20 protein-coding genes and 2 pseudogenes are annotated in these 24,403 nt (G+C 42.6%); 18 read left to right on the forward strand and 4 right to left on the reverse strand.

From position 1 onward, the window contains the following. Positions 1 to 342 (reverse strand): TusE/DsrC/DsvC family sulfur relay protein, encoded by a 342-nt coding sequence (locus Q0230_RS08000; protein WP_298609379.1) that lies wholly within the window; start codon positions 340 to 342, stop codon positions 1 to 3. A gap of 531 nt (positions 343 to 873) precedes the next feature. On the opposite strand from Q0230_RS08000, the gene Q0230_RS08005 reads away from it, so the two are divergent. Both Q0230_RS08005 and Q0230_RS08010 read left to right on the forward strand, forming a co-directional pair. Then, positions 874 to 1,461: an ANTAR domain-containing response regulator gene (locus Q0230_RS08005; RefSeq protein ID WP_298609380.1), complete on the forward strand. Its 588-nt coding sequence runs from the start codon at positions 874 to 876 to the stop codon at positions 1,459 to 1,461. After that, positions 1,458 to 2,621: a CmpA/NrtA family ABC transporter substrate-binding protein gene (locus tag Q0230_RS08010; RefSeq protein ID WP_298609381.1), complete on the forward strand. Its 1,164-nt coding sequence runs from the start codon at positions 1,458 to 1,460 to the stop codon at positions 2,619 to 2,621. The genes Q0230_RS08005 and Q0230_RS08010 overlap by 4 nt, the downstream gene beginning before the upstream one ends. Before the next feature lie 37 nt (positions 2,622 to 2,658). Here Q0230_RS08010 and Q0230_RS08015 read toward each other — a convergent pair whose 3' ends face one another. After that, complete coding sequence (locus Q0230_RS08015) at positions 2,659 to 3,354, reverse strand: RraA family protein (RefSeq protein WP_298609382.1); 696 nt, start codon at positions 3,352 to 3,354, stop codon at positions 2,659 to 2,661. 339 nt (positions 3,355 to 3,693) lie between these two features. Between Q0230_RS08015 and Q0230_RS08020 the strand changes: the two genes are divergently transcribed. Both Q0230_RS08020 and Q0230_RS08025 read left to right on the forward strand, forming a co-directional pair. After that, complete coding sequence (locus tag Q0230_RS08020; RefSeq protein WP_298609383.1) at positions 3,694 to 4,416, forward strand: AraC family transcriptional regulator; 723 nt, start codon at positions 3,694 to 3,696, stop codon at positions 4,414 to 4,416. Between the two features lie 76 nt (positions 4,417 to 4,492). Then, positions 4,493 to 4,867: a VOC family protein gene (locus Q0230_RS08025; RefSeq protein WP_298609385.1), complete on the forward strand. Its 375-nt coding sequence runs from the start codon at positions 4,493 to 4,495 to the stop codon at positions 4,865 to 4,867. Here the strand turns inward: Q0230_RS08025 and Q0230_RS08030 are convergent. Then, on the reverse strand, positions 4,864 to 6,579 hold the full coding sequence (locus Q0230_RS08030) for a bifunctional protein-serine/threonine kinase/phosphatase (RefSeq protein ID WP_298609386.1): 1,716 nt from the start codon (positions 6,577 to 6,579) through the stop codon (positions 4,864 to 4,866). The two genes, Q0230_RS08025 and Q0230_RS08030, sit on opposite strands and share 4 nt — an antisense overlap. Before the next feature lies 1 nt (position 6,580). Continuing rightward, positions 6,581 to 8,062 (reverse strand): NarK family nitrate/nitrite MFS transporter, encoded by a 1,482-nt coding sequence (locus tag Q0230_RS08035; RefSeq protein WP_298609387.1) that lies wholly within the window; start codon positions 8,060 to 8,062, stop codon positions 6,581 to 6,583. Between the two features lie 284 nt (positions 8,063 to 8,346). On the opposite strand from Q0230_RS08035, the gene Q0230_RS08040 reads away from it, so the two are divergent. From Q0230_RS08040 to Q0230_RS08105, 14 genes and pseudogenes are all read left to right on the forward strand, one after another. Further along, positions 8,347 to 9,435, forward strand: a complete 1,089-nt coding sequence (locus tag Q0230_RS08040) for an ionic transporter y4hA (RefSeq protein WP_298609389.1) — start codon at positions 8,347 to 8,349, stop codon at positions 9,433 to 9,435. 15 nt (positions 9,436 to 9,450) lie between these two features. Further along, complete coding sequence (locus tag Q0230_RS08045; RefSeq protein ID WP_298609390.1) at positions 9,451 to 9,780, forward strand: type II toxin-antitoxin system Phd/YefM family antitoxin; 330 nt, start codon at positions 9,451 to 9,453, stop codon at positions 9,778 to 9,780. Positions 9,781 to 9,910: 130 nt separating this feature from the next. Next, the gene (locus tag Q0230_RS08050) at positions 9,911 to 12,004 is read left to right on the forward strand and encodes an AAA family ATPase (RefSeq protein ID WP_298609392.1); all 2,094 of its coding nucleotides are present in this window, start codon (positions 9,911 to 9,913) and stop codon (positions 12,002 to 12,004) included. A gap of 181 nt (positions 12,005 to 12,185) precedes the next feature. Continuing rightward, positions 12,186 to 14,627 (forward strand): nitrite reductase large subunit NirB, encoded by a 2,442-nt coding sequence (gene nirB, locus Q0230_RS08055; RefSeq protein WP_298609394.1) that lies wholly within the window; start codon positions 12,186 to 12,188, stop codon positions 14,625 to 14,627. A gap of 14 nt (positions 14,628 to 14,641) precedes the next feature. Continuing rightward, positions 14,642 to 14,977, forward strand: a complete 336-nt coding sequence (nirD, locus tag Q0230_RS08060; protein WP_298609395.1) for a nitrite reductase small subunit NirD — start codon at positions 14,642 to 14,644, stop codon at positions 14,975 to 14,977. After that, positions 14,977 to 17,658, forward strand: a complete 2,682-nt coding sequence (locus Q0230_RS08065; RefSeq protein ID WP_298609396.1) for a nitrate reductase — start codon at positions 14,977 to 14,979, stop codon at positions 17,656 to 17,658. Before nirD ends, Q0230_RS08065 begins: the two co-directional genes overlap by 1 nt. A gap of 221 nt (positions 17,659 to 17,879) precedes the next feature. Continuing rightward, positions 17,880 to 18,056: pseudogene (locus tag Q0230_RS08070) on the forward strand (IS1 family transposase); the annotation flags it as partial. 33 nt (positions 18,057 to 18,089) lie between these two features. Further along, a pseudogene (locus Q0230_RS08075) lies at positions 18,090 to 18,242 on the forward strand (IS1 family transposase); the annotation flags it as partial. A gap of 103 nt (positions 18,243 to 18,345) precedes the next feature. Next, positions 18,346 to 19,518 (forward strand): hypothetical protein, encoded by a 1,173-nt coding sequence (locus Q0230_RS08080; RefSeq protein ID WP_298609397.1) that lies wholly within the window; start codon positions 18,346 to 18,348, stop codon positions 19,516 to 19,518. Positions 19,519 to 20,008: 490 nt separating this feature from the next. Continuing rightward, the gene (locus Q0230_RS08085; protein WP_298609398.1) at positions 20,009 to 20,773 is read left to right on the forward strand and encodes an O-antigen ligase; all 765 of its coding nucleotides are present in this window, start codon (positions 20,009 to 20,011) and stop codon (positions 20,771 to 20,773) included. A 21-nt stretch (positions 20,774 to 20,794) separates the two neighbouring features. Then, the gene (locus tag Q0230_RS08090) at positions 20,795 to 21,940 is read left to right on the forward strand and encodes a glycosyltransferase (RefSeq protein WP_298609399.1); all 1,146 of its coding nucleotides are present in this window, start codon (positions 20,795 to 20,797) and stop codon (positions 21,938 to 21,940) included. Continuing rightward, the gene (locus Q0230_RS08095) at positions 21,940 to 22,650 is read left to right on the forward strand and encodes a class I SAM-dependent methyltransferase (RefSeq protein WP_298609400.1); all 711 of its coding nucleotides are present in this window, start codon (positions 21,940 to 21,942) and stop codon (positions 22,648 to 22,650) included. Before Q0230_RS08090 ends, Q0230_RS08095 begins: the two co-directional genes overlap by 1 nt. Continuing rightward, positions 22,647 to 23,804, forward strand: a complete 1,158-nt coding sequence (locus Q0230_RS08100; RefSeq protein ID WP_298609401.1) for a DegT/DnrJ/EryC1/StrS aminotransferase family protein — start codon at positions 22,647 to 22,649, stop codon at positions 23,802 to 23,804. Before Q0230_RS08095 ends, Q0230_RS08100 begins: the two co-directional genes overlap by 4 nt. Beyond that, complete coding sequence (locus tag Q0230_RS08105; protein ID WP_298609402.1) at positions 23,804 to 24,397, forward strand: sugar transferase; 594 nt, start codon at positions 23,804 to 23,806, stop codon at positions 24,395 to 24,397. The genes Q0230_RS08100 and Q0230_RS08105 overlap by 1 nt, the downstream gene beginning before the upstream one ends. The last annotated feature ends 6 nt before the right edge of the window (positions 24,398 to 24,403 follow it).

Genomic DNA, 24,403 nt, shown 5'->3' on the forward strand with positions numbered 1-24,403 from the left:
TTACAAATCCAGCATTAACTTCAACGGTTTGCGCATGCCAGCCACTTTACAGGCTTGCTGCGCATAACCGCGAGGGAAGAGTGTATATAAATATTTGCGGGTGGCTTTTTCCACACCCCATTGTTCTTTCATAAACTTCAAAACTTTACGTGCTTCTGGCACACTCGCATGCTGCTCAAAGTACTCACGCACAAACCAAACCACTTCACGCTGCTCACCGACTAATTCAAACTCTGCTTCTAAGGCTAAAGCTTGCGCCAGTTCTTCCGACCAATCTTCAGGGTTGAGCAGATAACCTTCATTATCGCGAGGAATTAAGCTTTGTATAGTGTTGGGCTGCATGATCGACTCCTATCACACTTATTTGCCTCCAGCATACTGAGCTATGGATATAAGCTATATGCTCCTAAAGAGATAGATTCAAGTTGGTTTTAGATTGATTGCATCAAAAGTGCTGAACTTGCTCAGCACTTTTAGAGAGAAGTTTTTGCTATTTAAACAGTTAACTTTAGAAGCCGCTTCTAAATATTTCAGAGTTGAGCCCACTTTAAAAAGAAGTTTACTTAAAAAATCTGTAACTTTACTCTGAAGTTCAGATTCATCTTAAGATTTTACTTGAGATAATATTAGGGAGCTGACACTCTAACCTACATCTAAATCATAAGTTAATTTTATAGTTTAAGTTAGAATTAGAGTCAATTAAAACTAAATATACGGTCAATCCCTAGCAAAAATAAGTTTTCTTTAGTGGCTGTAAGCATCAACTCTTCTGTTACTAAACCAGAAAGATCTGAACTTGACCCCAAGCTCTGAACGTACTTGGCCTAATTTTTGCTTGAGATTCAACTTGAACTGGTAATGAGACTACTTTGAATGTACAAACTCATGCTCGTTGATAGCGATGCCGAACGCGCCACGAGTTTAGAACAGGCGCTACAAACGGCGGGCTATCAGCAGATTATTCGTCTTGCCACCAGCCAACATTTATTGGCAGCAGTACGCACCCATCAGCCCGATATTATCCTGATTGACATGCAAAGCCCCGATCGTGACACGCTGGAATCCTTAAATAACGTCAATCGCGAAACGCCTAAACCTATCGTGTTTTTTGCTCAGCAAAGTGACTTAGAAACCACGCGTGCGGCGATTAATGCAGGTGTCAGTGCTTACATTGTCGATGATTTGCCAAGTAAACGCCTGCAGTCGGTGTTGGAAGTGGCGATTGCGCGTTTCCAAGAACATCAAAAACTTAAAAATGAGCTGGAAGAGTACAAAACTCGCCTATCGGATCGCAAAGATGTGGATAAAGCCAAAGGCATTCTCATGCAGCATCGGCAATTAAGCGAGGAAGAGGCTTATCAATTACTGCGTAAAATGGCGATGGATCGCAATATGAAAATCGGTGAAGCTGCGCGCAATTTCATTGCCGCAATGGCGTTACTGGGAGGGAGTTTGCCATGAAAACCGCTCTACGCATTGGCTTTTTACCTCTCACCGATTGCGCTATTTTAATTGCTGCTCAAGAACGTGGTTTTTTTGAAAAGCAAGGTTTGCAAGTTGAGCTACAGCGTGAAGTGTCGTGGGCGAATATTCGGGATCGCGTGGCATTTGGAGAATTAGACGCGGCGCACATGCTCGCCCCCATGCCGTTGGCAGCGACTTTGGGTATTGATGGTTTAGGTATCCCCATGCAAACCGCCGTCAGTTTGGGCTTGAATGGTAGTGCGATTACCCTCTCTAATAACTTGATGGCTAGCATCCACAAGCAGTTTCCTGAGTATTTACAGAGTACTCCGCTACGTGCCACCGGCTTAAAAGCACTACAAACTCAAACCTTAAAACGGCGCTTGGTCTTGGGTTGTGTCTATCCGTTTTCGCAGCATTATTATTTATTACGTGCGTGGTTGCAGGATGGCGGTTTTGATTTAGCTACTGAAATTGATATTCGCATTATGCCGCCTTCGCATATGGTACAAGCTTTGGAGGCGGGACACATTGACGGGTTTTGTGCGGGCGAGCCGTGGAATCAAATCGCGGTGCAAACTGGGATGGGCTGTGTGGCGGCGACTAGTTATGACCTGATCCACAATGGCCCTGATAAAGTATTGGGGGTGACTAATACGTGGGCGGCGGCGCATCCTGACACGCATTTAGCTTTGGTGAGTGCTGTATTAGAAGCGGCGATTTGGCTGGATGATGCACGTAATCGCCTATTATTTGCCGAGACCTTGGCGAAACCACAGTATCTCGATGTCCCCCTTTTGAGTCTGTGTGCACCATTACAAGGATATTATCGCTATGCGCTGGAGGAGCCGGAGCGTTATGTGCCGGATTTTCATGTGTTTGCGCGTTATGCGGCGAATGTGCCTTGGCAGTCACATGGCGAGTATTTTTTGCAATGTATGCAGGCGGCGGGACAATGGCACGTACCGATTGAGCAAGCGCGTGAGGCTTTAGCGCCAGTGTATCGGGTGGATTTATATCGCGAGGCCGCGCAGAGTTTGGGCTTGGCTTATCCGCTTAAAGATGCTTTGCCTGCGGGTGAATACAACGCGCCTTGGGTGTTGCAGGAAGCCAGCCAAAAGATAGCCATGGGGGCGCTTACTCAAGTCTTAAAGTAGTGCACCTGCCCTATTCAGCAGATGCACCTGAAACTAGTTAGATGGGGCAACCTTTGCTACGTAATAAGGCATCAAAACGCCCTTTCGGTAAGGTGCCATCCGCGATTTGCGTCATAATGGTTTTTTCCCGATCTAATAAATGGCGGCATTGCACTAATAGTTTGTCTAAATTACTAGGGCATACCGCGACCACGCCATCCGCATCGCCAATAATCAAGTCACCCGGATTCACCACCAAACCTGCACACGCCACAGGCACATTAATCTCGCCGGTCGCATCGGTACTAGGGCCACGATGTACGCAGGCTAACGCATAAACCGGTAAACCACCTTGCGCCCAATCTTCGCGGTCACGAATCGCGCCATTAATGACCATGCCCGCTAATCCAGTTTTCATGGCCATCGCACGCATAATCCCACCCACAATCGCACGACTGGTATCGCCACCGCCATCCACTACCAACACATCATTGGGGCGCGCCATTTCCAAGGCTTTGAGGAGCATGAGATTATCGCCCGGACGCACGCGCACGGTGACTGCGGTTCCGCACATATGCTTGAAACCATGATAAGGCTTCACGCCCAACGCCCCCACATTACGCCCCAAGCAATCGCTCACAATGGAGGACGGCACATTATCGAAATCTTGCAAATAACGATCGGCAATGGGTTCAGGCATAGGGTTGATTAAATAGCCGGTCGGCCAAATGGAGTTGGAATCAATTTCAAACATTTTTACTTCTCTAACGGTCATTCAACTGTGGTGGTGTTCATACGATTCGATAGAACTACGAATCTTTATGGGCTAATCATAACGGTCAATGACTAGCACTTTCTTTGCATCTGACTGAACTATTTTCAATATTTAACGGTGCAAGTCCTATAGTAGCGAGATTTGCAGTCTACCGTAAGCAATGAACGCAATTATTAAGGGAAATGCACGACTGAGTTGCGTTGGATATAGCATGAGATGGGCGATTAACGTATTTTCAAGCGCTTTGGTTTGATTACTAAAAAATCTTGAAGCGCTGTGAGCAATGTATACAGTTCAAAGCCTTGCTATAATCAACCTATGGACAATACGCTAATCAGTACCCTGCCCGCTGCTTCGCTACAAAGCGTTATCGCTTATTATTGGCTGGGTTATCAGAATACCGATTCCCACTACACGATCTGGCCAGATAGCAGTGTGGATATTGTATTGGAATTGGGTCATGCCCCCCCGCAAATCACCGCCTTTGGTACGACTAATCGTAAAACCGAATTGAGCCTCACGCTGGGCAACCACTATTTAGGTATTCGTTTTAAGCCGGGGAAAATTCATTATTTATTAGATTTACCTGCGCATGAACTTACCAATCAGCAACCAGCGATACAGGATTTAGTTGAACTTGATCTAGCCTTGATTGCTGAAGCTATCGAAAACCAAACTGTTTTTCAGACCCTTAATCAATGTTTAGCTAAGTCCTGCTCACATCACTCTGCACTTAATGCGCTTGATGCAGCGATTGTTAAGATAGAAACCTGCTTTGGTGCGTGCTCCATCAACACCGTTGCCGCAGAGGTAAATAAGAGCCTGCGTCAGTTTGAACGCCAATTCCAACAGTATGTTGGCTTATCCGCTAAACAATTTGCAGCTATCACCCGCTTTCGGCGGGCGGCTCAGTTAATCCAGCAAGGCCGCTTATCGCTAGCAGAAATCGCAGCAGAACTTCATTACAGCGACCAAAGCCATTTGCATCATGAGTTTAAGCGTTTTACTGGTTTAACACCGACCCAATTTCACCTGAATTAAGTCGTTTTTTTACAATACGACCCACCCTACTGACGCCCATAATAAAGGCTCAAACCCATCCTTTCAGGAGTTAGCCATGAAATTCTGGACCGGTGTCATCACTGATAAAGTGCAAGAATCAAAAAGTTTTTATGTAGACTTATTTGGCTGTGAAATCTTATATGAAGACGAGGGGGGCTGGTTTGTACTCTTGGGTTTAGCTGAGAGTGAGTTAGGTTTTATGCAACCAGAACTGACTACTCAAGCCCCGATTTTTCGTGCCGCCTTTCAGGGGCAAGGCATGTGGATTGCCATTGATGTAGTAGATGCAGAGGCTGAATATGCCCGCCTAACAGCATTAGGTGCGCCGATTGAAGTGGCATTGCGCGAAGAGCCTTGGGGCGATCGTCATTTTGTCCTACGCGACCCGAATGGGATTGGGGTTGATGTAGTGCAGCGGGTTGCTGCTTAAAGACAATAAACTAATAAACCGATAATGAGGAGCAACTCCAACCCCGCTAACCATTTCCAAAACTTCAAAGGATTACGTTCTAGTAGCGGGCGTTGGCGTTGATTAGCCAGTAAGCCCTCATTCGGGCGGGTTAAATCGGCAATAAACTCGGACAACACCTCATAACGCTTATCGGGATTCGGCTGAGTGGCTTTTTCCAAGGCCGCATCCACCCATTCCGGCACTTTGGGGTTATGCCAAGCGGCAGGCGTGTAATTAAATTTATGCTTGCTGGCCTTTTCCGGTTCAATTTCGCCAAAGGGCAATTGTTCGGTCAGCATTTCGTAGGCAATCACGCCCAAGGAAAAAATATCCGAGCGATTGGTACCGCGTGCGCCCTGAAAATATTCAGGTGCGGAATAACTCGCCGTGCCGACAATATGGTTATGCTGCAACACGGTTTGCACCTCCATTAAACCCGCTATGCATGTCGAACCAAAGTCGATGATTTTTAAAGTATTATGCTGATCAATCAACACATTATCCGGCTTTAAATCCTGATGAATCATCTCCAAGCGATGCATAGCCCGCAAACCCCGCGCCATCTGATCCACCGTCGCCCGCACCTGTGCAATGCTGGGGTCGGGATGATCGAGCATCCATTGGCGTAAGGTCTGCCCTGCCACATATTCAACCACACTATACAAGCAAGTACGTGCCCGAGCATCGCGGGTTTGCAGCTTAATCAAATGCGGCGAATTAAGGCGTTGTGCTACCCATTCTTCATGCAAAAACAGGTCAATATAAGCCAGATCATCATTAAAATTTTGCGAAGGGGTTTTCAGTACTACTTGCTGATTTTGGTTGAACGTGTCTTCGGCTAAATAAACTTGGCTGCGAGACGTGGCGTTCAATTCGCGTAGAATTTTATAGCCATCTAGCACCTGCCCCGCTTTTAAATCGGGCGGAAACGGTAATTGGCTGAGCTGCTGATAAAACAACTCACGATTCACCTCCGGTAAGGAGTCAATGCGCACAATTTGGCAGGTAATATTATCTTGGCTATTGGCTTCTAGTGCGGCTTGGACAATCTGCTCGGCGCAAGTTTGTAGATCAGGATAAGCAGTTAATTGTTGTGCTAAAGCGCTATCACTCAATACATCATGCACCCCATCGGTGGTGAGCACGAACACATCGCCTTGGCTCAATTCGAGGGTGCGAAAATCAATTTCTAAATGCGGCTCAATCCCCAAGGCGCGGGCTAAATAACTTTGTTGATTTTTAAATGGAATACGGTGATCGGTGGTCAGACACTCCAGAGCGCCCTTTTGCCAGCGGTAAATGCGACTATCACCAATATGCAACACATAAGCGCTGTGGGATTTTAAAATCAAGGCGCTAAAGGTGGTGGCGAGGCTGCCTGTTTCGCCGTATTGGCGTTGACCTTGGCTATAGAGCCAGAGATTTAACGCACTTAAAACTTTTTGTGCGGCGTGTTTCACCGTCCACGAATCGGGCGTGCTGGCGTAATCCTCTAGAAATTGCCGAACCGCGACTTCGCTGGCTTGTTTGCCGCCTGTACTGGCGCTCACGCCATCAGCAATAGCAAGAGCCATACCCTTGCTATCTAAACTTACACCCGACGGTAGCCAAGCACTGTAAAAATCCTCATTGACCGATTTCACACCTGCGATTGAGGCTTGTCCGAGACTGACCGTGAGGGTGGCTTTCAAGTTATTTCACCTCGATCATTTGTACGGTACCATCGGGCAACACTTCTGCAATCGCGCCTTGGGGTTCCTTCAAAAACAGCATAATGAATAGCAATACGATAAGCGCCATGCCGCCGATGGTCATGAAGAAAATTGGTGTATTAAAGGTGGCAAGCACCGTTAAAAACACCACACCACCTACATTGCCATACGCGCCCACCATACCTGCGATTTGTCCGGTTAAACGCCGTTGAATCAAGGGCACCATGGCATACACCGCGCCCGATCCGGCTTTGGAGAAAATCCCGCCCAAAGTCGCAGCAATAATCACCATCAACACCGTCCACGACGAATCGACTTGACCCAAGAATAAGAAGCTCGCGGCGATACCGATAAATACCACGATCAAAGTCATCTTGCGCCCAAAACGATCACTAATAAAACCACCTGCCGGACGCGCCACCAGATTAATAAAGGCATAAGAGCCAGCTAACATGCCCGCTGTCACTTTATCCAAGCCAAAATTATCCACGTAAAATAGTGCCAGCATCGACACGACCGCGAGTTCTGTACCAAAGGTCACCATATAGGCCAAATCTAAAATCGCGACTTGAGTAAAGGAATAACGTTGTAATTCGGGTACCTGCTCTTTTAAGACGTGCTTATTCAATTGCCAGATTTTCCACACTTGGAATAAATAAGTGGCGAGTAACACCGCATATAAAATCACCGTAGTAGTTTCGGACAGCATTTTCATTTTGGCTGGCGATAAACTATGCACCACTAAAGCCAAGGCCGCGTACATGGGGATATTCATGATTATGTAGAGCACTAAATCAAAGCCGTTGCTCACTTCCAGTGCGCCGGTTTTCTTAGGCTTGAAATAGGTGGAGCCTTTGGGCGTATTGCGTACGCGCCAGTAGTAAAATAAGCCGTAAGCTATCGAGATTAAACCGACTAAAGCCACTGCATAACGCCAACCATATTCGCCGCCAATTAACACCGCAATCGAAGGCAATAAAAACGCCGCGCCCGCTGAGCCAAAATTACCCCAGCCACCGTAAATCCCTTGGGCAATCCCGGTTTGACGTGCCGGAAACCATTCGGCAATTAAGCGAATCCCGACCACAAAACCCGCGCCCACGAATCCAGCTAGAAAGCGCGTTAAGGCCAGTTGTTGGTAATCTTGGGCTAAGGCAAACGCTAAGGTAATCAAACCGCCAATAATCAAAATCGCGGTATACATAATGCGCGGGCCATAACGATCCACTAGCATCCCGACCACAATGCGCGCCGGAATAGTCAAAGCCACATTTAAGGTGAGCAGGGTTTTGACCTGAATATCCGTGAGTTGCAAGGATTCCCGAATAAAGGGCATGAGTGGGGCGTGGACAAACCACACCATGAAACTGACGAAAAACGCCAGCCAGCCTAAATGCAAGGTGCGAATATTCGCCTTGGAGAAATCGAACAGATTAAATCGTTCAGGGTTATTGTTTGCCATATCAAAACCTCAGAGCCTATAAAAACAAAAAGCCCTGACCCAAGTTGGCGGAGGAGGTTACCAACTCAGATCAGGGCTACATTACCCGCTTGTTAAGCACGCACATGGTACTTAGGGAGTGTGCTTCGACGTTGAAACTGCACTTTAATGTTTGCACTGCAATATCAATGCCAACTTAAAGTGAGTAACAGACTGCATTCCTTAGCATTTATTAGGAAAACTGGGCGCTAAGGCGTTTTTGCATTACATTGTTGAGTCTAATTTTTAACTTGTGTGCCTACTCTATGACTCATGCCAATCTTCGCCCACCACTTTGGACGCTCATTGCGCCCGCCCTAACCTTGTGCTTATTAGCCCTACAATTCACGGGCTTTGAATTCAACGGTTGGTATAGTGCAGCCCTTGCGATTGGTTTAATGGCGAGTGTGTTAGCGGCGGTGCATCATGCTGAAGTCATAGCCTATGGGATTGGTGAACCCTTTGGGACTTTAGTCTTAGCACTTGCGGTCACAGTGATTGAGGTGTCCTTGATTGTGTCGATTATGATGAGTGCGGAGTCGGGGGCAACCGTATTAGCGCGTGACACGGTCTTTGCCACCGTCATGATCATTTTAAATTTAATCGTGGGTTTGAGCTTTTTAATTGGCGGAATTCGCTTTGGAGAACAGCGCTTTATTTTAACCGGCAGCTACACCGCCCTCACCACCCTAGCCGCGATTATAGTCTTGACTTTAATCCTACCTAATTACACCACCAGCATGTCGGGGCCGCGTTACACCGATAGCCAATTGGTATTTGTCGCGATTGTGTCCTTGGTGTTGTACATCCTATTCGTGTTTGTGCAAGCGGTGCGCCATCGCGATTACTTCCTCAATACCCAAATGCGCGAAGAAGCCGAACAGCAAGCCGCAGTACCCATTAAACTACTGATCATCAGTGGTTTATTTTTATTATTAAGTTTGGTCAGCGTGGTGTTAGCAGCCAAACTACTCTCGCCCGAAGTGAAAACCTTTGTGCACGCGATTGGTGCACCGGAAGTATTAGTTGGGGTCATTATCGCTACGATTGTGCTATTGCCCGAAGGTGTTGCCGCGCTACGTGCTGCTGCCAATAATCAACTCCAAACCAGTCTCAACCTCGCCTTTGGTTCTGCCCTCGCTACGATTGGTTTAACCATTCCGGTAGTAGCCATAGTTGCGATTGCAATGGATATGACTTTGGTCTTGGGCTTAGATAGTAAATCAATTGTGCTCTTGGTGTTATCGCTATTTGTGACCTCGCTTTCGATGAGTACCGGGCGCGTGACCGTGATGCAGGGGGCGGTGCATTTGGTGATTTTCGCGACTTATTTGTTTATGACGATTGTGCCTTAGGCTAAGGAGCAGGCAATGAAAAAGGTAACTATTGAAGAAGCAGAAAATGATTTGGTCAATCTAATTGATGTTGTTGAGAGAGGTGAAGATGTTCATTTAACTAAAAATGGCGAATCTGTAGCTGTGTTGATTGCTGAGGAACGCTATCAAGAGCTACTTGACGGCAATAAACAGATCTTTAATGCGATTATGCGGTGGCGTGCTCAACATCAATATATCGAAGTAAGTGATGAAGAAATTGCAAGTTGGCGCACTGGTTCAATTAATCATCAAACACAGAATATTGTTGAGTTACTTGCTATGGAACAGGATATTGAATTTGAGCCACCAAAATTTTTAAATTAATTTTTTGAAATAACTATCTTGCTATTTGAAACCTCAGATCAATTACAGTTTCATTTTTAGTTTTTACCTCTGGAAGCAAGAGATATCGTTTTGGTATAATTTTTATCAAACCCCAAAGGATAAAAGTATCATGACTACTAAGCTCTTGCGTTTTAAAGTAGAAAATTTTCGCTCGGTAGAGAACTCGTGTTGGATAGAAATATCTGATGTTAATTGCTTGGTAGGAACAAACGAGTCTGGTAAAACAAATTTACTATTGGCTCTTTGGAAAATGAAGCCTGCTAATAAAGAGCTAATCACCCCCTTAGAGGATTATCCGAGAAAAAAATATGCTGACTACAAAGATACCTTAGGAGATGAGATTTTTATAACATGTGAGTTTGAGTTATCACACTCCACAACACATAAACTAGAAAAGCTAACAGGCTGGAATCAGAGCTTTTTTAAAAAGATGCTTTTAGCGAGATCTTATAAAGGCAGCTATAGCTATAACTATTTAAGCGATTCAGCTCCATCCTTTTCAAAGGAAAAACTAATTTCTTTATTAGATAGCATTGATGAAAAGGAATCTGAGGAAGAAGATAGTTTGACATCTGTTAGAGCTACTCTAGCCAGTTACCATGATTATCTGAATGAAAAAGACTTAAGCGCAATATATAATAATTTAAAGGAAAAATTCGATGAAGGTGAAATAAGTAAAATAATCAATCCTCTATTAAAAACAATTGATAAAAAATATATAAGTCTAGACAAAGAAACTTTTTTTGCATTATACCAAGCTCTCCCAACTTTTGTTTACTACTCTGACTACGGAAATTTAGATTCCGAGATATACTTACCCCATGTCATAAAAAACTTTGAACGTACTGATTTAGGAGAAAAAGAGCGGTCAAAAGCTCGAAGCTTAAAAGTACTCTTTGAATTTGTTAATTTATCCCCAGAAGAAATTCTGGAGTTAGGCAAAGAAGCGTTACCTATTAGAGTTATTACGAATACTGTTTACCATCATAATCAAACTCAAAAAACCTCAGAGACGCTGGAGGAACCACAAGAAGATGATATCGAAACTGTAAAAGCTAATAAAAAAGAGCGTGAGGTACTTTTACAATCAGCATCCACAAAGCTAACTAGCAAATTTAAAGAGTGGTGGAAACAGGGAAATTATCGCTTTAGATTTCAAGCTGATGGTAATCACTTTAGAATCTGGGTTAGTGATGAAATCCGTACTGAAGAAGTAGAGTTAGAAGGAAGAAGTCGTGGTTTACAATGGTTTTTTAGCTTCTTTCTTGTATTTTTAGTAGAAAGCAAAGATAGTCATGAAAATTGCATTTTACTCTTAGATGAACCAGGAATATCTTTACATCCTATTGCACAAAGCGATTTATTAACATTTTTCCAATCATTATCCGAGAGTAACCAACTTATTTATACTACCCACTCACCATTTCTAGTTGATTCGGATAATCTAGGCGATGTTCATGCAGTGTACGTCAGTAAAGAGGGTAAAACACTAGTCTCATCTGATCTCAGGGCTAACAAAGCCATTGCTGAAAAGTCTATCTATCCAATTCATGCGGCAATTGGACTAACTGTTTCTGAAACTATGTTAATAGGTTGTCAGCCAGTTTTAGTAGAAGGTCCTTCAGATCAAATTTACTTTTCTCTAATTAAACTTTATATGATCAAAAACGGTTTTTATAAAAATAGTAAGGAGCTGGTTTTTATTCCAACTGGTGGAATTAGAGGTATGTCGCCTATCATTAGTATTTTAAGTGGGCGCGAAAATGACCTACCTTTTGTTATATTAGATTCCGATAAGTCAGGAAAAGACAAGTATAACAATCTAAAAGGTGATTTGTATGCGGACTCTCAGAAAAAGCTCATTGCAGTTGACAAATACTTAAATGCAGGTAATTGGGAAATTGAGGATTTAATGCCCACTGCTGAGTTAGCACGACTATTTTCTAGAACATATCGTATGAAAGAAACAGAAGATGAGTTTGAGGATATTTTTGACTCTAAGCTTCCTATACTTCCCCAAATGGAAAAATATGCTCAAGACAATCAATATGCTCTAGCTCAAGGCTGGAAAGTTGAATTAGCAAAAGATCTTCGTAGTAGCTTTAAAAAGCTTTCTGATAAAGGAATTGATGACAATATAGTAAAAATTTGGCGAGCAATATTTGATCAGCTCACCGGCAATCAACCAAGCAATCTAACCTAAATAGAACTGGCACAACCCTTGCATCATCTCTCCTAAACCAGCTGCCCAAGTCAACGGCGACTCTCGCAGCATCTTCACGCACTGAAGCGTGATTTCAACCACATTCGGGTAATGAAGCCCTGAACCTCTCTGTCCTTGGATAGCAGCGGTTCAGGGCTTTTTTGTTTTCAGGAGAAGCGACATGCTCAAACAACAATTGGTGTTAATCGGCAATGGGATGGCAGGCGTGCGTACCCTTGAGGAGTTACTCAAACTCGCGCCCGAGCATTACCAGATCACGGTTTTCGGCGAGGAACCCTACGGCAATTACAATCGCATTATGCTCTCGCCCGTACTCGCCAGCGAAAAGACCATTGAGCAGATTATGCTGAATGATGATGACTGGTACGCTGCGAATCACATCACCCTGCACAAAGGCAAACGTGTCGAGCAAATCAATCGGGCACGCCGCCAAGTGATTGCCACCGACGGCACGATTGCCCACTACGACCGCCTGATTATTGCCACGGGTTCTAACCCCTTCATGCTGCCCGTTCCTGGTGCAAATAAGCGCGGCGTGCTCGGTTTTAGGGATATTCACCATGTGCACCAAATGCTGCAAGCCTCCAGTCAGTATAAAAAAGCGATTGTGATTGGCGGCGGTTTATTGGGTTTAGAAGCCGCGAATGGTTTATTAAAACAAGGCATGGACGTGAGCGTGGTGCATATCAATGACACCTTGATGGAGCGCCAACTCGACAAACCCGCTGCCAAGTTGTTGCAACAATCCCTCGAAGCCCGCGGCATGAAATTCCTCCTGCAAGCCAATACCGCTGAAATTCTAGGTGATGAACGGGTCACAGGTGTGCGTTTTAAAGATGGTTTAGAAGTCGAAGCGGATTTAGTAGTAATGGCGGTGGGGATTAAACCGAATATTGCTTTGGCACAATCGACGGGTTTACATTGCGAGCGCGGCATTGTGGTCAACGACACCATGCAGACCATTACCGACCCGAAAATTTATGCGATTGGCGAGTGCGTGCAGCATCGCGGCATTGCTTATGGTTTAGTTGCACCCTTATTTGAGCAGGCCAAAGTGGCTGCCAATCATTTAGCCCAGTTTGGCATTGCACGTTATCAAGGAACCGTCACCTCCACCAAACTCAAAGTCACGGGGATTGAACTATTCTCGGCGGGCGATTTCATTGGCAATGACAAAACCGAAGAAATCGTATTCAAGGATGCGGGCGTGGGCACTTATAAAAAAATCGTCTTGCAAGACAATCAAATCAAAGGTGCGGTGTTATACGGCGACACGGTGGATGGTTCGTGGTATTTCCAATTGATGAAAGACGGCACGGATATTTCCGCCTTTCGCGACACACTTTTATTCGGGCAAGCGCATTTAGGCGACTCAGGCCACAATCCTGAAACACGCGTTGCAACTCTAGCGGATAGCGCCGAAATCTGCGGCTGCAATGGGGTGTGCAAAGGCGATATCGCCAAGGCCATCACCGAAAAAAAACTGTTTACGCTAGATGAAGTGCGCGCTCATACCAAAGCGTCCGCCTCCTGTGGTTCGTGCACGGGCTTAGTCGAATCCTTACTCGCGCATACCGTGGGCGGCGAATATTCTGCCACGCCGAAAACCAAACCCTTATGCAAATGCACCGATTTCACCCACGACGAAATCCGCCAAGGCATTGTTAAATATGAACTAAAAACCATGCCCGCCGTGCGTAATCACTTCGAGTGGAAAACGCCGGATGGCTGTGCACCCTGCCGCAATGCCTTGAATTACTACCTGCTTTGCGCCTTCCCCAACGAATACGAGGACGACCCGCAATCACGCTTCATTAATGAACGCGCCCACGGCAATATTCAAAAAGATGGTACTTACTCAGTCGTGCCGCGTATGTTCGGGGGCTTATGTACCTCGCAACAATTGCGCGATATTGCCGACATTGCTGACAAATACCATGTGCCCGAAATAAAAGTCACAGGCGGGCAGCGCATTGACATGTTTGGTATTCCCAAGGAAAGACTCCCCTCGATGTGGAAGGATTTATCCGAGGCAGGGTTTGTATCAGGGCATGCTTATGGCAAAGCCTTACGTACCGTCAAAACCTGTGTCGGCAGCAAATGGTGTCGGTTTGGCACGCAAGATTCCACCGGATTAGGCGTGCAACTCGAGGAACTAACATGGGGTTCGTGGATGCCGCATAAATTCAAAATCGCCGTGTCCGGTTGCCCGCGCAATTGTGCCGAAGCCACGATTAAAGATTTTGGCGTGGTGTGTGTCGATTCCGGTTATGAGCTGCATGTGGGCGGCAATGGCGGGATTAAAGTGCGTGTTACTGACCTTTTGTGCAAAGTCGAAACCGAGGAGCAAGTCAAAGAATACTGCGGCGCGTTTACCCAGTTTTATCGTGAGGATGCGCATTATTTGGAGCGTACTGCCCCTTGGATTGAGCGCGTCGGTTTAGAAAAAATCAAACAAGCGATTGTGGAAAATGCGCCCAATCGTCAAGCCCTATACGATCGCTTTTTAGTCTCGCAAGTGCCTGCTCAAGTCGATCCGTGGAAACAGATTGCCGATGGTGCACACGCTGACGAATTTGCCCCGATTGCCATTGAAGCTTAATGAGGAAAATAACCATGACTAAATGGACAGAAGTAGTAGAGCTGGAAAAAATTCCGGTATTGGGTTCGCGCTTAATCAAAACTCGCACCCAAATTATTGCGGTATTTCGCGGCAGTGACGATCAGGTGTATGCGATTAATGACGCTTGCCCGCATAAAAAGGGCCCACTCTCGCAAGGCATTATGCACGGCTCGACCATTACTTGCCCCTTGCATAATTGGAAAATTGACCTCAAAACGGGTAGCGCTTTAGCTCCCGATGTGGGTTGCAGCAATGTGTTTCCAGTCAAAGTCGAAGGCAGCAAAGTCTATCTGCAATTACAACCCGAACTTGCCGAGGTCAGCGCCTAATGAGAAGCACCCGTACTACCTGCCCTTATTGCGGCGTTGGCTGCGGGGTGATAATTGAGCAACACGCGGGCGTGATTAGCGTCAAAGGCGACCCCGAGCATCCCGCTAATTTCGGTAAACTCTGCTCCAAAGGCACTGCACTTGCCGATACCTTGGTGCATCCTGATCGCTTGCTCTACCCCGAAATCAACGGGCAGCGCGTGAGTTGGGACATGGCTACCCAAACCGTTGCAGACCAATTCCAAGCGATTATTCGCGAACATGGTGCGGATGCGGTGGCATTTTATGTGTCGGGGCAATTGCTCACGGAAGATTATTACGTCGCCAATAAACTCATGAAAGGCTTTATCGGCTCGGCAAATATCGACACCAATTCGCGCCTGTGTATGTCTTCAGCGGTGGCGGCACACAAACGCGCTTTTGGTGAAGATTTAGTGCCGTGCAATTATGAAGATTTGGATGCGGCGGAGTTAATTGTGCTAGTGGGTAGCAATACCGCATGGTGTCATCCGGTGTTATATCAGCGCATCGTCAAAGCCAAGCAAACTAATCTTAAACTCAAAGTCGTCACCATCGATCCGCGGCGCACCCAAACCGCTGATATTGCCGATCTGCATTTAGGCTTAGCACCAGGGAGCGACGCGGTATTATTTAATGGCTTATTCGTGCATTTGGTGCAGCAGGGCTGTGTCGATGAAAGTTTCGTTGCTCAAGCGACTGAAGGTTTAGAGTCTGCACTAGCCGCTGCGATTACCAGCTCACCCAATCCCCATGCGATTGCCGAACAATGTCGTTTAAGTGAGCTGGAGGTCGAGCAGTTTTTTGAGTGGTACGCGCAAACTGAAAAAGTCGTTACGGTATTTTCCCAAGGCATTAATCAATCCTCGAGCGGGGTGGATAAAGGCAATGCCATTATTAATTGCCACTTGATTACGGGGCGGATGGGGCGCGCAGGTATGGGGCCGTTTTCCTTTACTGGACAACCGAATGCAATGGGTGGGCGCGAAGTCGGCGGGCTAGCTAATCAACTGGCTGCACATATGGAGATTGAAAAGCCATTGCATCGCGAACGGGTACAACGCTTCTGGCAATCGCCCAAAATCCCCTCAAAGGCAGGCTTAAAAGCGGTAGATTTATTTCAAGCAATTGAAGCGGGCAAAGTTAAAGCCGTATGGATTATGGCGACTAATCCGGTAGTGAGTTTGCCCGACACCGAGCAAGTTAAGCGTGCTCTGGCTCAATGTGAGTTGGTGGTAGTATCCGATTGTGTACGTCACACCGATACAACAGCGTTTGCGCATGTGCTTTTGCCAGCTCTCACTTGGGGCGAACGTAATGGTACAGTCACGAATAGCGAGCGCCGCATTTCACGCCAACATCCGTTTTTACCTGCGCCCGCTGAAGCTAAACAAGATTGGCAAATACTCTGTGGCGTGGCGCAAAAGATGGGTTTTGCAAATAGCTTTAACCACCAACACCCCCACGAGATTTTCCGTGAGCACGCTGCGTTATCAGCGTTTGAAAATGACGGCGAGCGTTGCTTTGATTTAAGTGCGTGGGAAAATCTGAGTTTGCAAGACTACGATCAGTTGCAACCTACCCAATGGCCTGTTACCAACGATCAGCCACAGGGCACGCCGTGTTTGTTTGCCGATCAGCAATTTTTCACGAAATCCGGTAAAGCCCAATTTTTAGCAATTACCCCACGCCCACCACAAAGTGAACGCATTAAAGACTATCCCTTTGTCTTCAATACCGGACGGGTGCGCGATCATTGGCACACTTTGACACGCACCGGAATGAGCGCGCGTTTATCCGCCCATATGAGCGAGCCTTATGTAGAAATTCACCCTTGCGATGCACGTGATCAGGGTTTGACTGAGGGAGGCTTAGCGTGTGTTACTAATCAATTCGGCGAACTGATTTTACGTGTTAAAACCAGTAAGGGTCAGCAACGTGGTAGCCTATTTGTGCCGATGCATTGGAATGAGCGATTTGCTAATAAGGCGAATGTAGGCCAATTGATTCCTGCTGCGACTGATCCGATTTCGGGCCAGCCTGAAAGCAAACATGCCTGTGTGGCGATTCGACCTTACGCCGCGAAATGGCAAGGATTTTTGTTGACGAGGAACCCCACCCAACCTCCCCTTATCAGGGGAGGCTTTCCTATTCCCTCCCTTGATAAGGGGAGGGTTAGGGTGGGGTTCTGGACTTGCAGCAAAATCGATCAAGCTTGGTGCTATGAATTAGCGTCTATACAACCACTAGAAGCTTGGAGCGCTTTTGCCCAAAACCTATTAACTAGCACAGGCGAATTTGCCGATTATGCAGATGTCAATCGGCACACTTACCGCGCTGCCAGTTTTGAGCGAGGTCAATTGCAAAGCTGTTTATTTATTAGCGCGAATAGCCGTCAATTACCCGCGCGCGATTGGCTCATGAGTTTATTTGCCAAATCTAGTTTGACCGCTTTAGAGCGTGCTGGTGTATTGGCGGGTAAATCTTTGAATGCAGATGAAGATAAAGGCCGAACCGTTTGTGCTTGTTTTAATGTGGGAGAGAAAACCATTCGTAAGGCCATTAGTGAGCAGGGGTTGAAAACGGTGGAAGAAATTGGGCAATGTTTGCAAGCAGGAACGAATTGTGGGTCTTGTATACCGGAGTTACGAAGCTTTCTATAAATAAAAAAGGCACTTCATAGAAGTGCTTTTTTTAAATTAATAATGGATGGATTAAAACTTATTAATTTTACACCATTCGCGTTGAACGATTTCACTGAAAGCTACCAATATAGCAAATAACACAACTAAACTAGCCACTAACTCAGCATGGAAAAGCTAGCAGTTTACTGTGACAACCATTGTCTGCCTTCTACCGTATATACTTATGGAATATTGAACTATATGAGCGCCTATTGCCTCAGGATAAGCACCTGATCACCCAACGCATTGATCGCCAGAACTTAAACTGCAGAACTCATCTCAAGCGCCTAGCGCGACGCACGATTTGCTTTTCTAAGTCCGTCGAGGTGCATGATAAAGTCATCGGTGAGTCTATTTCCAGACACTTCTTCAACTGATTAAATACATGACCAATTTTATTACCAAGTGCCAAGTGCTATGCTCAAAGCATTGGGCGAAGAAATTTGACTTTACGCATACGTATTAAACGCCTTATGCGCCGAACCCCCTACTTTTCTAAAATTATTGTGCTACACGATAAAGTCATTGGCAAGTTTATTAATCAAGCCCACTTTCAAATCTAATGAGGCATGACTCTTTATTATATGTATGCCAATATTTTATATCAGATATCATACAGTTGAAAAAACTGTTTCTACAATTTAAAACACAAACCACGCCAATACCATGAAATACTTTCCACTAATATTGGGGCGTTCGATTTTATTATTTATTGGATTAATAATCGATATTTATATTGCGCACATAACTAGCATTGAAGCCAGAGGTGAGTTTCATCTAATTCTAACCAGCACAACACTTTTAAGCAGTATATTTTTATTTGGACTACATAACTCAATAGTTGTAAAAGTTGCAAATACTAAAAACCTTTATTATTTATTTGCGCATATTATTATTATTACACCACTTATTATTGCAATGCCATTTTTTATTTATCTTATTCCACAAAAATTTCTGGGTGCCAGATACGACATTATTTCAATAATATGTTTTTTATTAACAATGATAATTCTATTTAGATCTTTTTTTCTAGGAATTAGTAATGATATTTATTATATTTTCCTGATGCTTTCCGATAAAATATTATTATTATTTTTTTTGGCCTTTTACTCGAGTGAAATTTATCAAGAAGAAATATTTATTGATAAACTTTACTTATACTCTCTAATAATCAGCTTAACTATGGGGTTCCTATTAATAATCAAGTTAAAAATAAACAATTTAATAATTATAAGGAAAGAAAAGATAAATTTTACTGAGATAACAAGCTTCTCTGCAAAAAACTTCTTTGGCGATCTTTTTTTTCAGCTAAACTATAGAGTTGGAGTTTACTTTATAGCTTATTCAGAAGGAAATGAATCAATATCGCTATACATGGCAGTTTTCTTGATTTCTCAACTACCTCAACAAATTCCTCTTTTTTTAAGTACCTTGCTATTCAGAGATTCAGCTCAAGATTTTAACTCATCACGAACAATAAAAATTGCCAGCTATTCATTTTTGATTGCACTTATATTATCTGCCATACTGTATGTTTTTATAGATAAAATAACGTTGTTATTTTATGGCAATCAATACGCACATTCAACAAAGTATATTTCTTACTTTTTATTATCCAGTATACTACTATCTCCAACCTTAGTCATAGCAAACTCCCTCCTTGGCAAGAAATGCTCTTTTGAATATATGTTAATCTTTGGATTGGGTTTTTTTGTGACTATTGTTTCAATATCTTTAAGTAAACTCACATCCTCAATAGAAATCGCAGCCTCTGCATTAGCAGTTAGTGCATTTTCCTCATTAACTTTTTCCATACTATTTTTGCGAAAGAATGCTTAAATCTATCCATAATAATTTTTTTATTCATTTATTTTTCTATATAAACATAATATATAGCTTTTTATGGTTCACACTTGACCGAATCGCAGGCTTGCCAATAACTTATATTCCATATATATTATTACTATTAGTATCTATTTTTTTTTCTATTACTTTTAAAAAAAAAAGAATCACATATATTAAAAAGTCTGATTTAATGATTATCTTTCTTTTTTTATATCTAACGTTTCAACCTTTATTAATTTTAGCAAGTGGTAATTTCTTCTACTTAAATGAATTTTTTAAAGATTATATATTGATAACATACTATATTATGGGGTACTTTTGTATAGTGCATATATTATCATCAATACATCAAAAAAAAGAAATTATCGAAAAAATCATCTATTTCACAATGTTAATATGTATTATTGGAACTCTCCGATTTTTCATAATTGATAATTACCTCCTAGAGTCTCCACCATCTTACTTTTTTAATATTATACCTGTAATGGAATATCGTTTTATTGAGGTGTTAATTTTTTTATTCGGATTTTCCTTTTCAATTAATTCATACTTCTCAAAAAAAGATAGAAAAAGTTTAGCTCAAGCGATGTTCTTTTTAATTTTGATGCTTTACTGTGGTAGCAGAACAGGTTTACTCGCCATAGTAGTAGCTCTATCTTTCAATATTTTTAAAGAAAAACAAATGAATTTAACTCTATTTATAACAGTTTTTTTTGCGTCTATCTTATTAATAGATAGCATTACATCACAAGTAATAGTCAATAGATTAGAAAGGCTAAGCGAAATATCCTTATTTACTCAATTAAATCTTGATCTAGCCATCGAAGAAGATAGAGATGTTAGAAGAATACTTTACATTAAGGGTGGAATCGAAATGTTTTTGAATGATTTTTGGTTTGGCACTGGATTAGGTTCTTTTCAAGAAGCATTTCCTACATACTTAATGGCACAAGTAGGAGTTGAAGAAGTGGCGAGGCCACATAATATGTATGTCAGCATAGCAGCAACATCAGGTGTTTTTGGAGTATTTTTCTTATTCGGATGGATACTTGTTTTAATAAAAGGCAGCTTTAATAAAAATTCTTTAATCGATAAATCACTAGTAACCTTTGGCATTTCCATACTTGTGCTATCGTCTGGATATGATTTAGAAACCAGTCCAATATTTTGGATATTCATGGCTATCTTAGTGGGTTTATCTAGAAACAGATCATTAATTAACAATTTCGTATATTTGAAAAAAAATTAATTAATTATTAATGGGAATTATATGTTTTATTTATTAACAACAAGTATCATATTAATATTATCAACTTGGTTATTTTATCCAATTTCTCTTAGTATTTTGTACTTATTAACACGTACTAAACGGCAGACTAAAAAAGAAATAAGTAATAAAATAAATAAGTGCGCAACCATAATAATAGCCTCCCACAACGAATCAAACAGAATAGAAAATCGAATAAGGAATATATATGCTTCAAGCTTGGAAAACAAGATTGAAGTAATAGTCGCATCTGATGGATCATCAGATAACACTGTTGATATCGTAAAAGCATTATCAAAGGAGTTTACCTCATTACTATTAGTTGAATCGAAAAAACAAATAGGAAGGGCGAGAATTCATAATAAGGCAAAAAATATTGCTAAGTATGACATATTGATTTTTACAGATGCAGATACAACATTTGATGAACATTCAATCAAGAATATCACAGCTGCTTTTCTTGATGAAAATATTGGTTTTGCATCAGGAAAGATATTTTATACTAACCAATTAGATGGTATTACCAACTCCTCTGGTTTGTACTGGGAATTCGAACTTTTTTTGAGAGGAATGGAGTCTTCGCTTGGAATCCTTGCATCAGGCTCTGGACCATTTTGTGCTGTGAGAAAACATCTTTATAAAGATATACCATCTACCGGCGATGTAGATTTTACTACACCTATAGATGTAGTTATGCAAGGATATAAATGCGTTTATGTTTCTGACGCCATTGCTTTTGATTTACTACCAGATACTCCTAAGCGGGAATTTAAATCAAGAGTAAGAATGACTTCAAAAAACTTTCATGGCATCTTATCTCGAATTGGGCTAGAGGGCGTTTTTAAGCATCCAATATATGCTCTGAGTTTATTTTTTCATAAAATTCTCAGATGGTTAACCCCATTTTTTTTAGTATCACTATTAATAAGTAATCTTGCATTAATATCAAACGGTGAGCTATTTTTAACATTGTTGATCATTCAACTTACTTTATATTTTTCTGCCATAGCAGGCTTTTTCTATCCCTCTCTTCCAGTGATCGGTAAGGTATACGCTTTTCTATTAGCTAATGCAGCATTTGCCATTGGAGTAGTTAATGCCTTAACTGGAAAAATTCCTTCTCTATATAATCCTATCAATAAAACATAATGAAAAATCAAAAAACTGAAGTCGATTTAGTGTTTGAACGCTATTCCAAACGAAATGTAGGGAATCGTTACAACATATTAAATGCTGATGTATGGAAAAGTACTTATGAACGCAATCAAAGTATTCTAAAAATATTAGCGCGATATTGCGATACAAATCTAGCACAAAAAACATTATTAGAGGTAGGTTGTGGGAATGGGAGAAATTTGCTAGATTGTTTGCGCTTTGGTTTCACACCGTCACTGCTAACAGGTATAGAGCTTCTTCCTGAGCAAGTGAACATTGCAAAAAATATATTACCCTCTTCTGTAAATATATATAAAGGTGATGCTTTATCCATACAGATTCCAATAAACAGTCAAGATATAGTTTTTCAATCCGTTGTTTTTTCATCTTTATTAGATAATAATTTTCAATCTGCGTTAGCAATTAAGATGTGGCAATGGCTAAAACCCGGAGGTGGAATACTCTGGTATGACTTTATATTCAACAACCCATCCAACCCCGATGTTCGTGGCGTTCCATTGAAACGAGTACGTGAACTTTTTCCTGATGGAAAGCTGATCGTAAAACGAGTCACATTAGCACCACCAATTAGTCGTCGTGTATGCAAAATTCACCCAAATCTTTACCATCTGTTTAACATGATCCCTTGGTTACGTACTCACGTACTCATTTGGATAGAAAAACCAAAAGTAAGTGTACCATGACAGCACAACCTTTTCTTCCTTTCGCCCTCCCCGACATCGACGAAGCTGAAATCACCGAAGTCGTTGACTCACTCCGTTCCGGCTGGGTCACAACCGGCCCTAAAACCAAACGCTTTGAAGCCGACTTCGCAGAATTCATGGGTGGAAATTGTGAAGCCATTTCCGTCAACTCTGCTACCGCAGGCTTACATTTAGCACTCGAAGCTATCGGTATCAGCGCAGGCGATGAAGTCATAACCACACCCTATACCTTCACCGCCACTGCCGAAGTCATCCGTTATTTAGGCGCACACCCTGTTTTTGTTGATCTTGATCCCAATACCTTCAATATTGATCCCAGCAAAATTGAAGACGCCATCACTCCCAAAACCAAAGCGATTATTCCTGTCCACTTCGCTGGTTTAGCTTGTGATATGACGAACATCTTAGCTATTGCCCGTAAACACAAGCTTAAAGTAGTCGAAGATGCCGCCCATGCCCTGCCCACGCGTTACCAAGGAAAGTTAATTGGTGCACTAGATAGCGATGTCACCGTTTTCAGCTTCTACGCCACAAAAACCATCACTACTGGCGAAGGTGGTATGATTGTAACGCGCGACCCAATAATAGCTGCTCGCTGCAAAGTCATGCGATTGCATGGCATCAGTCGTGATGCTTTTGACCGCTATACATCCAACAAATCCTCTTGGCATTATGAAGTTGTAGCACCTGGTTTTAAATACAACCTTACTGATTTGGCCTCTTCTCTAGGTATCCACCAGTTAAAAAAAGCAATTAGATTTCAAAAGCGCCGTCAGGAAATGGCAGAGACCTATACAAAAGCATTAGCAGATCTACCAATTTTAACTCCACCTAATGCGCCATTGGGAGATACGCATGCTTGGCATCTCTATGTGTTACGCCTTAAACCTGATGTTACTATCGCACGTGATCATTTTATGGAGGAAATGCTAAAGCGAGGTATTGGCTGTAGCGTCCATTTTATTCCATTACACTTACACCCCTATTGGCGTGATACGTATGATTTAAAATCAGAAGACTTTCCTTATGCATTATCAACTTATAAGCAAGCGATAAGCCTTCCACTTTATACGAAAATGACTGATGCAGACCAAACTAGAGTAATTAGTACAATCAGGGAAATTCTCGAATAATGATTAAACGGTTATTTGATCTTTTTTTCTCTATTTTAGGTTTGATAGTTTTAAGCCCTATCTTATTAATGATTGCTATATGGGTTAAATGGGATTCAGAGGGTCCAGTTTTCTTTCGCCAAGAGCGTGTAGGCCAATTTGGTAAGACCTTTTACATTCATAAGTTCCGAACTATGATAGTAAATGCAGAAAAATATGGAATGCAGATTACTGTCAGTAACGACTCAAGAATCACACGCTCTGGATTTATTTTAAGACGTTATAAACTTGATGAACTACCCCAATTAATCGATGTCTTTTTAGGAAGAATGAGTTTTGTGGGTCCTCGTCCAGAAGTACCTAAATATGTCAACTACTACCCTAGCTCACTAAAAGAAATAGTTTTATCTGTTAAACCAGGTATTACTGATTTAGCTTCGATTGAATTTTATGATGAAAACAAGTTGTTAGGGCAGTCTTCGGATCCAGAAAAAACCTATAAAGAGAAAATTCTACCTATAAAACTACAGTATTGTGTTGATTATGTTAATAAAAAAAATTTATGGCATGATGTTCTTATTATATTAAAAACTCTTAAAGTGATTTCTAGATAGTCTTAC

Origin of the sequence: uncultured Thiothrix sp., assembly GCF_937876535.1 — a bacterium.
Lineage (GTDB): Bacteria > Pseudomonadota > Gammaproteobacteria > Thiotrichales > Thiotrichaceae > Thiolinea.

Bases quoted from the DNA above. Each gene is read 5' to 3' on its own strand.
- Q0230_RS08000 (WP_298609379.1), bottom strand. From the start codon at position 342: ATGCAGCCCAACACTATACAAAGCTTAATTCCTCGCGATAATGAAGGT.
- Q0230_RS08005 (WP_298609380.1), top strand. From the start codon at position 874: ATGTACAAACTCATGCTCGTTGATAGCGATGCCGAACGCGCCACGAGT.
- Q0230_RS08010 (WP_298609381.1), top strand. From the start codon at position 1,458: ATGAAAACCGCTCTACGCATTGGCTTTTTACCTCTCACCGATTGCGCT.
- Q0230_RS08015 (WP_298609382.1), bottom strand. From the start codon at position 3,354: ATGTTTGAAATTGATTCCAACTCCATTTGGCCGACCGGCTATTTAATC.
- Q0230_RS08020 (WP_298609383.1), top strand. From the start codon at position 3,694: ATGGACAATACGCTAATCAGTACCCTGCCCGCTGCTTCGCTACAAAGC.
- Q0230_RS08025 (WP_298609385.1), top strand. From the start codon at position 4,493: ATGAAATTCTGGACCGGTGTCATCACTGATAAAGTGCAAGAATCAAAA.
- Q0230_RS08035 (WP_298609387.1), bottom strand. From the start codon at position 8,062: ATGGCAAACAATAACCCTGAACGATTTAATCTGTTCGATTTCTCCAAG.
- Q0230_RS08040 (WP_298609389.1), top strand. From the start codon at position 8,347: ATGACTCATGCCAATCTTCGCCCACCACTTTGGACGCTCATTGCGCCC.
- Q0230_RS08045 (WP_298609390.1), top strand. From the start codon at position 9,451: ATGAAAAAGGTAACTATTGAAGAAGCAGAAAATGATTTGGTCAATCTA.
- Q0230_RS08050 (WP_298609392.1), top strand. From the start codon at position 9,911: ATGACTACTAAGCTCTTGCGTTTTAAAGTAGAAAATTTTCGCTCGGTA.
- nirB (WP_298609394.1), top strand. From the start codon at position 12,186: ATGCTCAAACAACAATTGGTGTTAATCGGCAATGGGATGGCAGGCGTG.
- nirD (WP_298609395.1), top strand. From the start codon at position 14,642: ATGACTAAATGGACAGAAGTAGTAGAGCTGGAAAAAATTCCGGTATTG.
- Q0230_RS08065 (WP_298609396.1), top strand. From the start codon at position 14,977: ATGAGAAGCACCCGTACTACCTGCCCTTATTGCGGCGTTGGCTGCGGG.
- Q0230_RS08080 (WP_298609397.1), top strand. From the start codon at position 18,346: ATGAAATACTTTCCACTAATATTGGGGCGTTCGATTTTATTATTTATT.
- Q0230_RS08085 (WP_298609398.1), top strand. From the start codon at position 20,009: ATGGAATATCGTTTTATTGAGGTGTTAATTTTTTTATTCGGATTTTCC.
- Q0230_RS08090 (WP_298609399.1), top strand. From the start codon at position 20,795: ATGTTTTATTTATTAACAACAAGTATCATATTAATATTATCAACTTGG.
- Q0230_RS08095 (WP_298609400.1), top strand. From the start codon at position 21,940: ATGAAAAATCAAAAAACTGAAGTCGATTTAGTGTTTGAACGCTATTCC.
- Q0230_RS08100 (WP_298609401.1), top strand. From the start codon at position 22,647: ATGACAGCACAACCTTTTCTTCCTTTCGCCCTCCCCGACATCGACGAA.
- Q0230_RS08105 (WP_298609402.1), top strand. From the start codon at position 23,804: ATGATTAAACGGTTATTTGATCTTTTTTTCTCTATTTTAGGTTTGATA.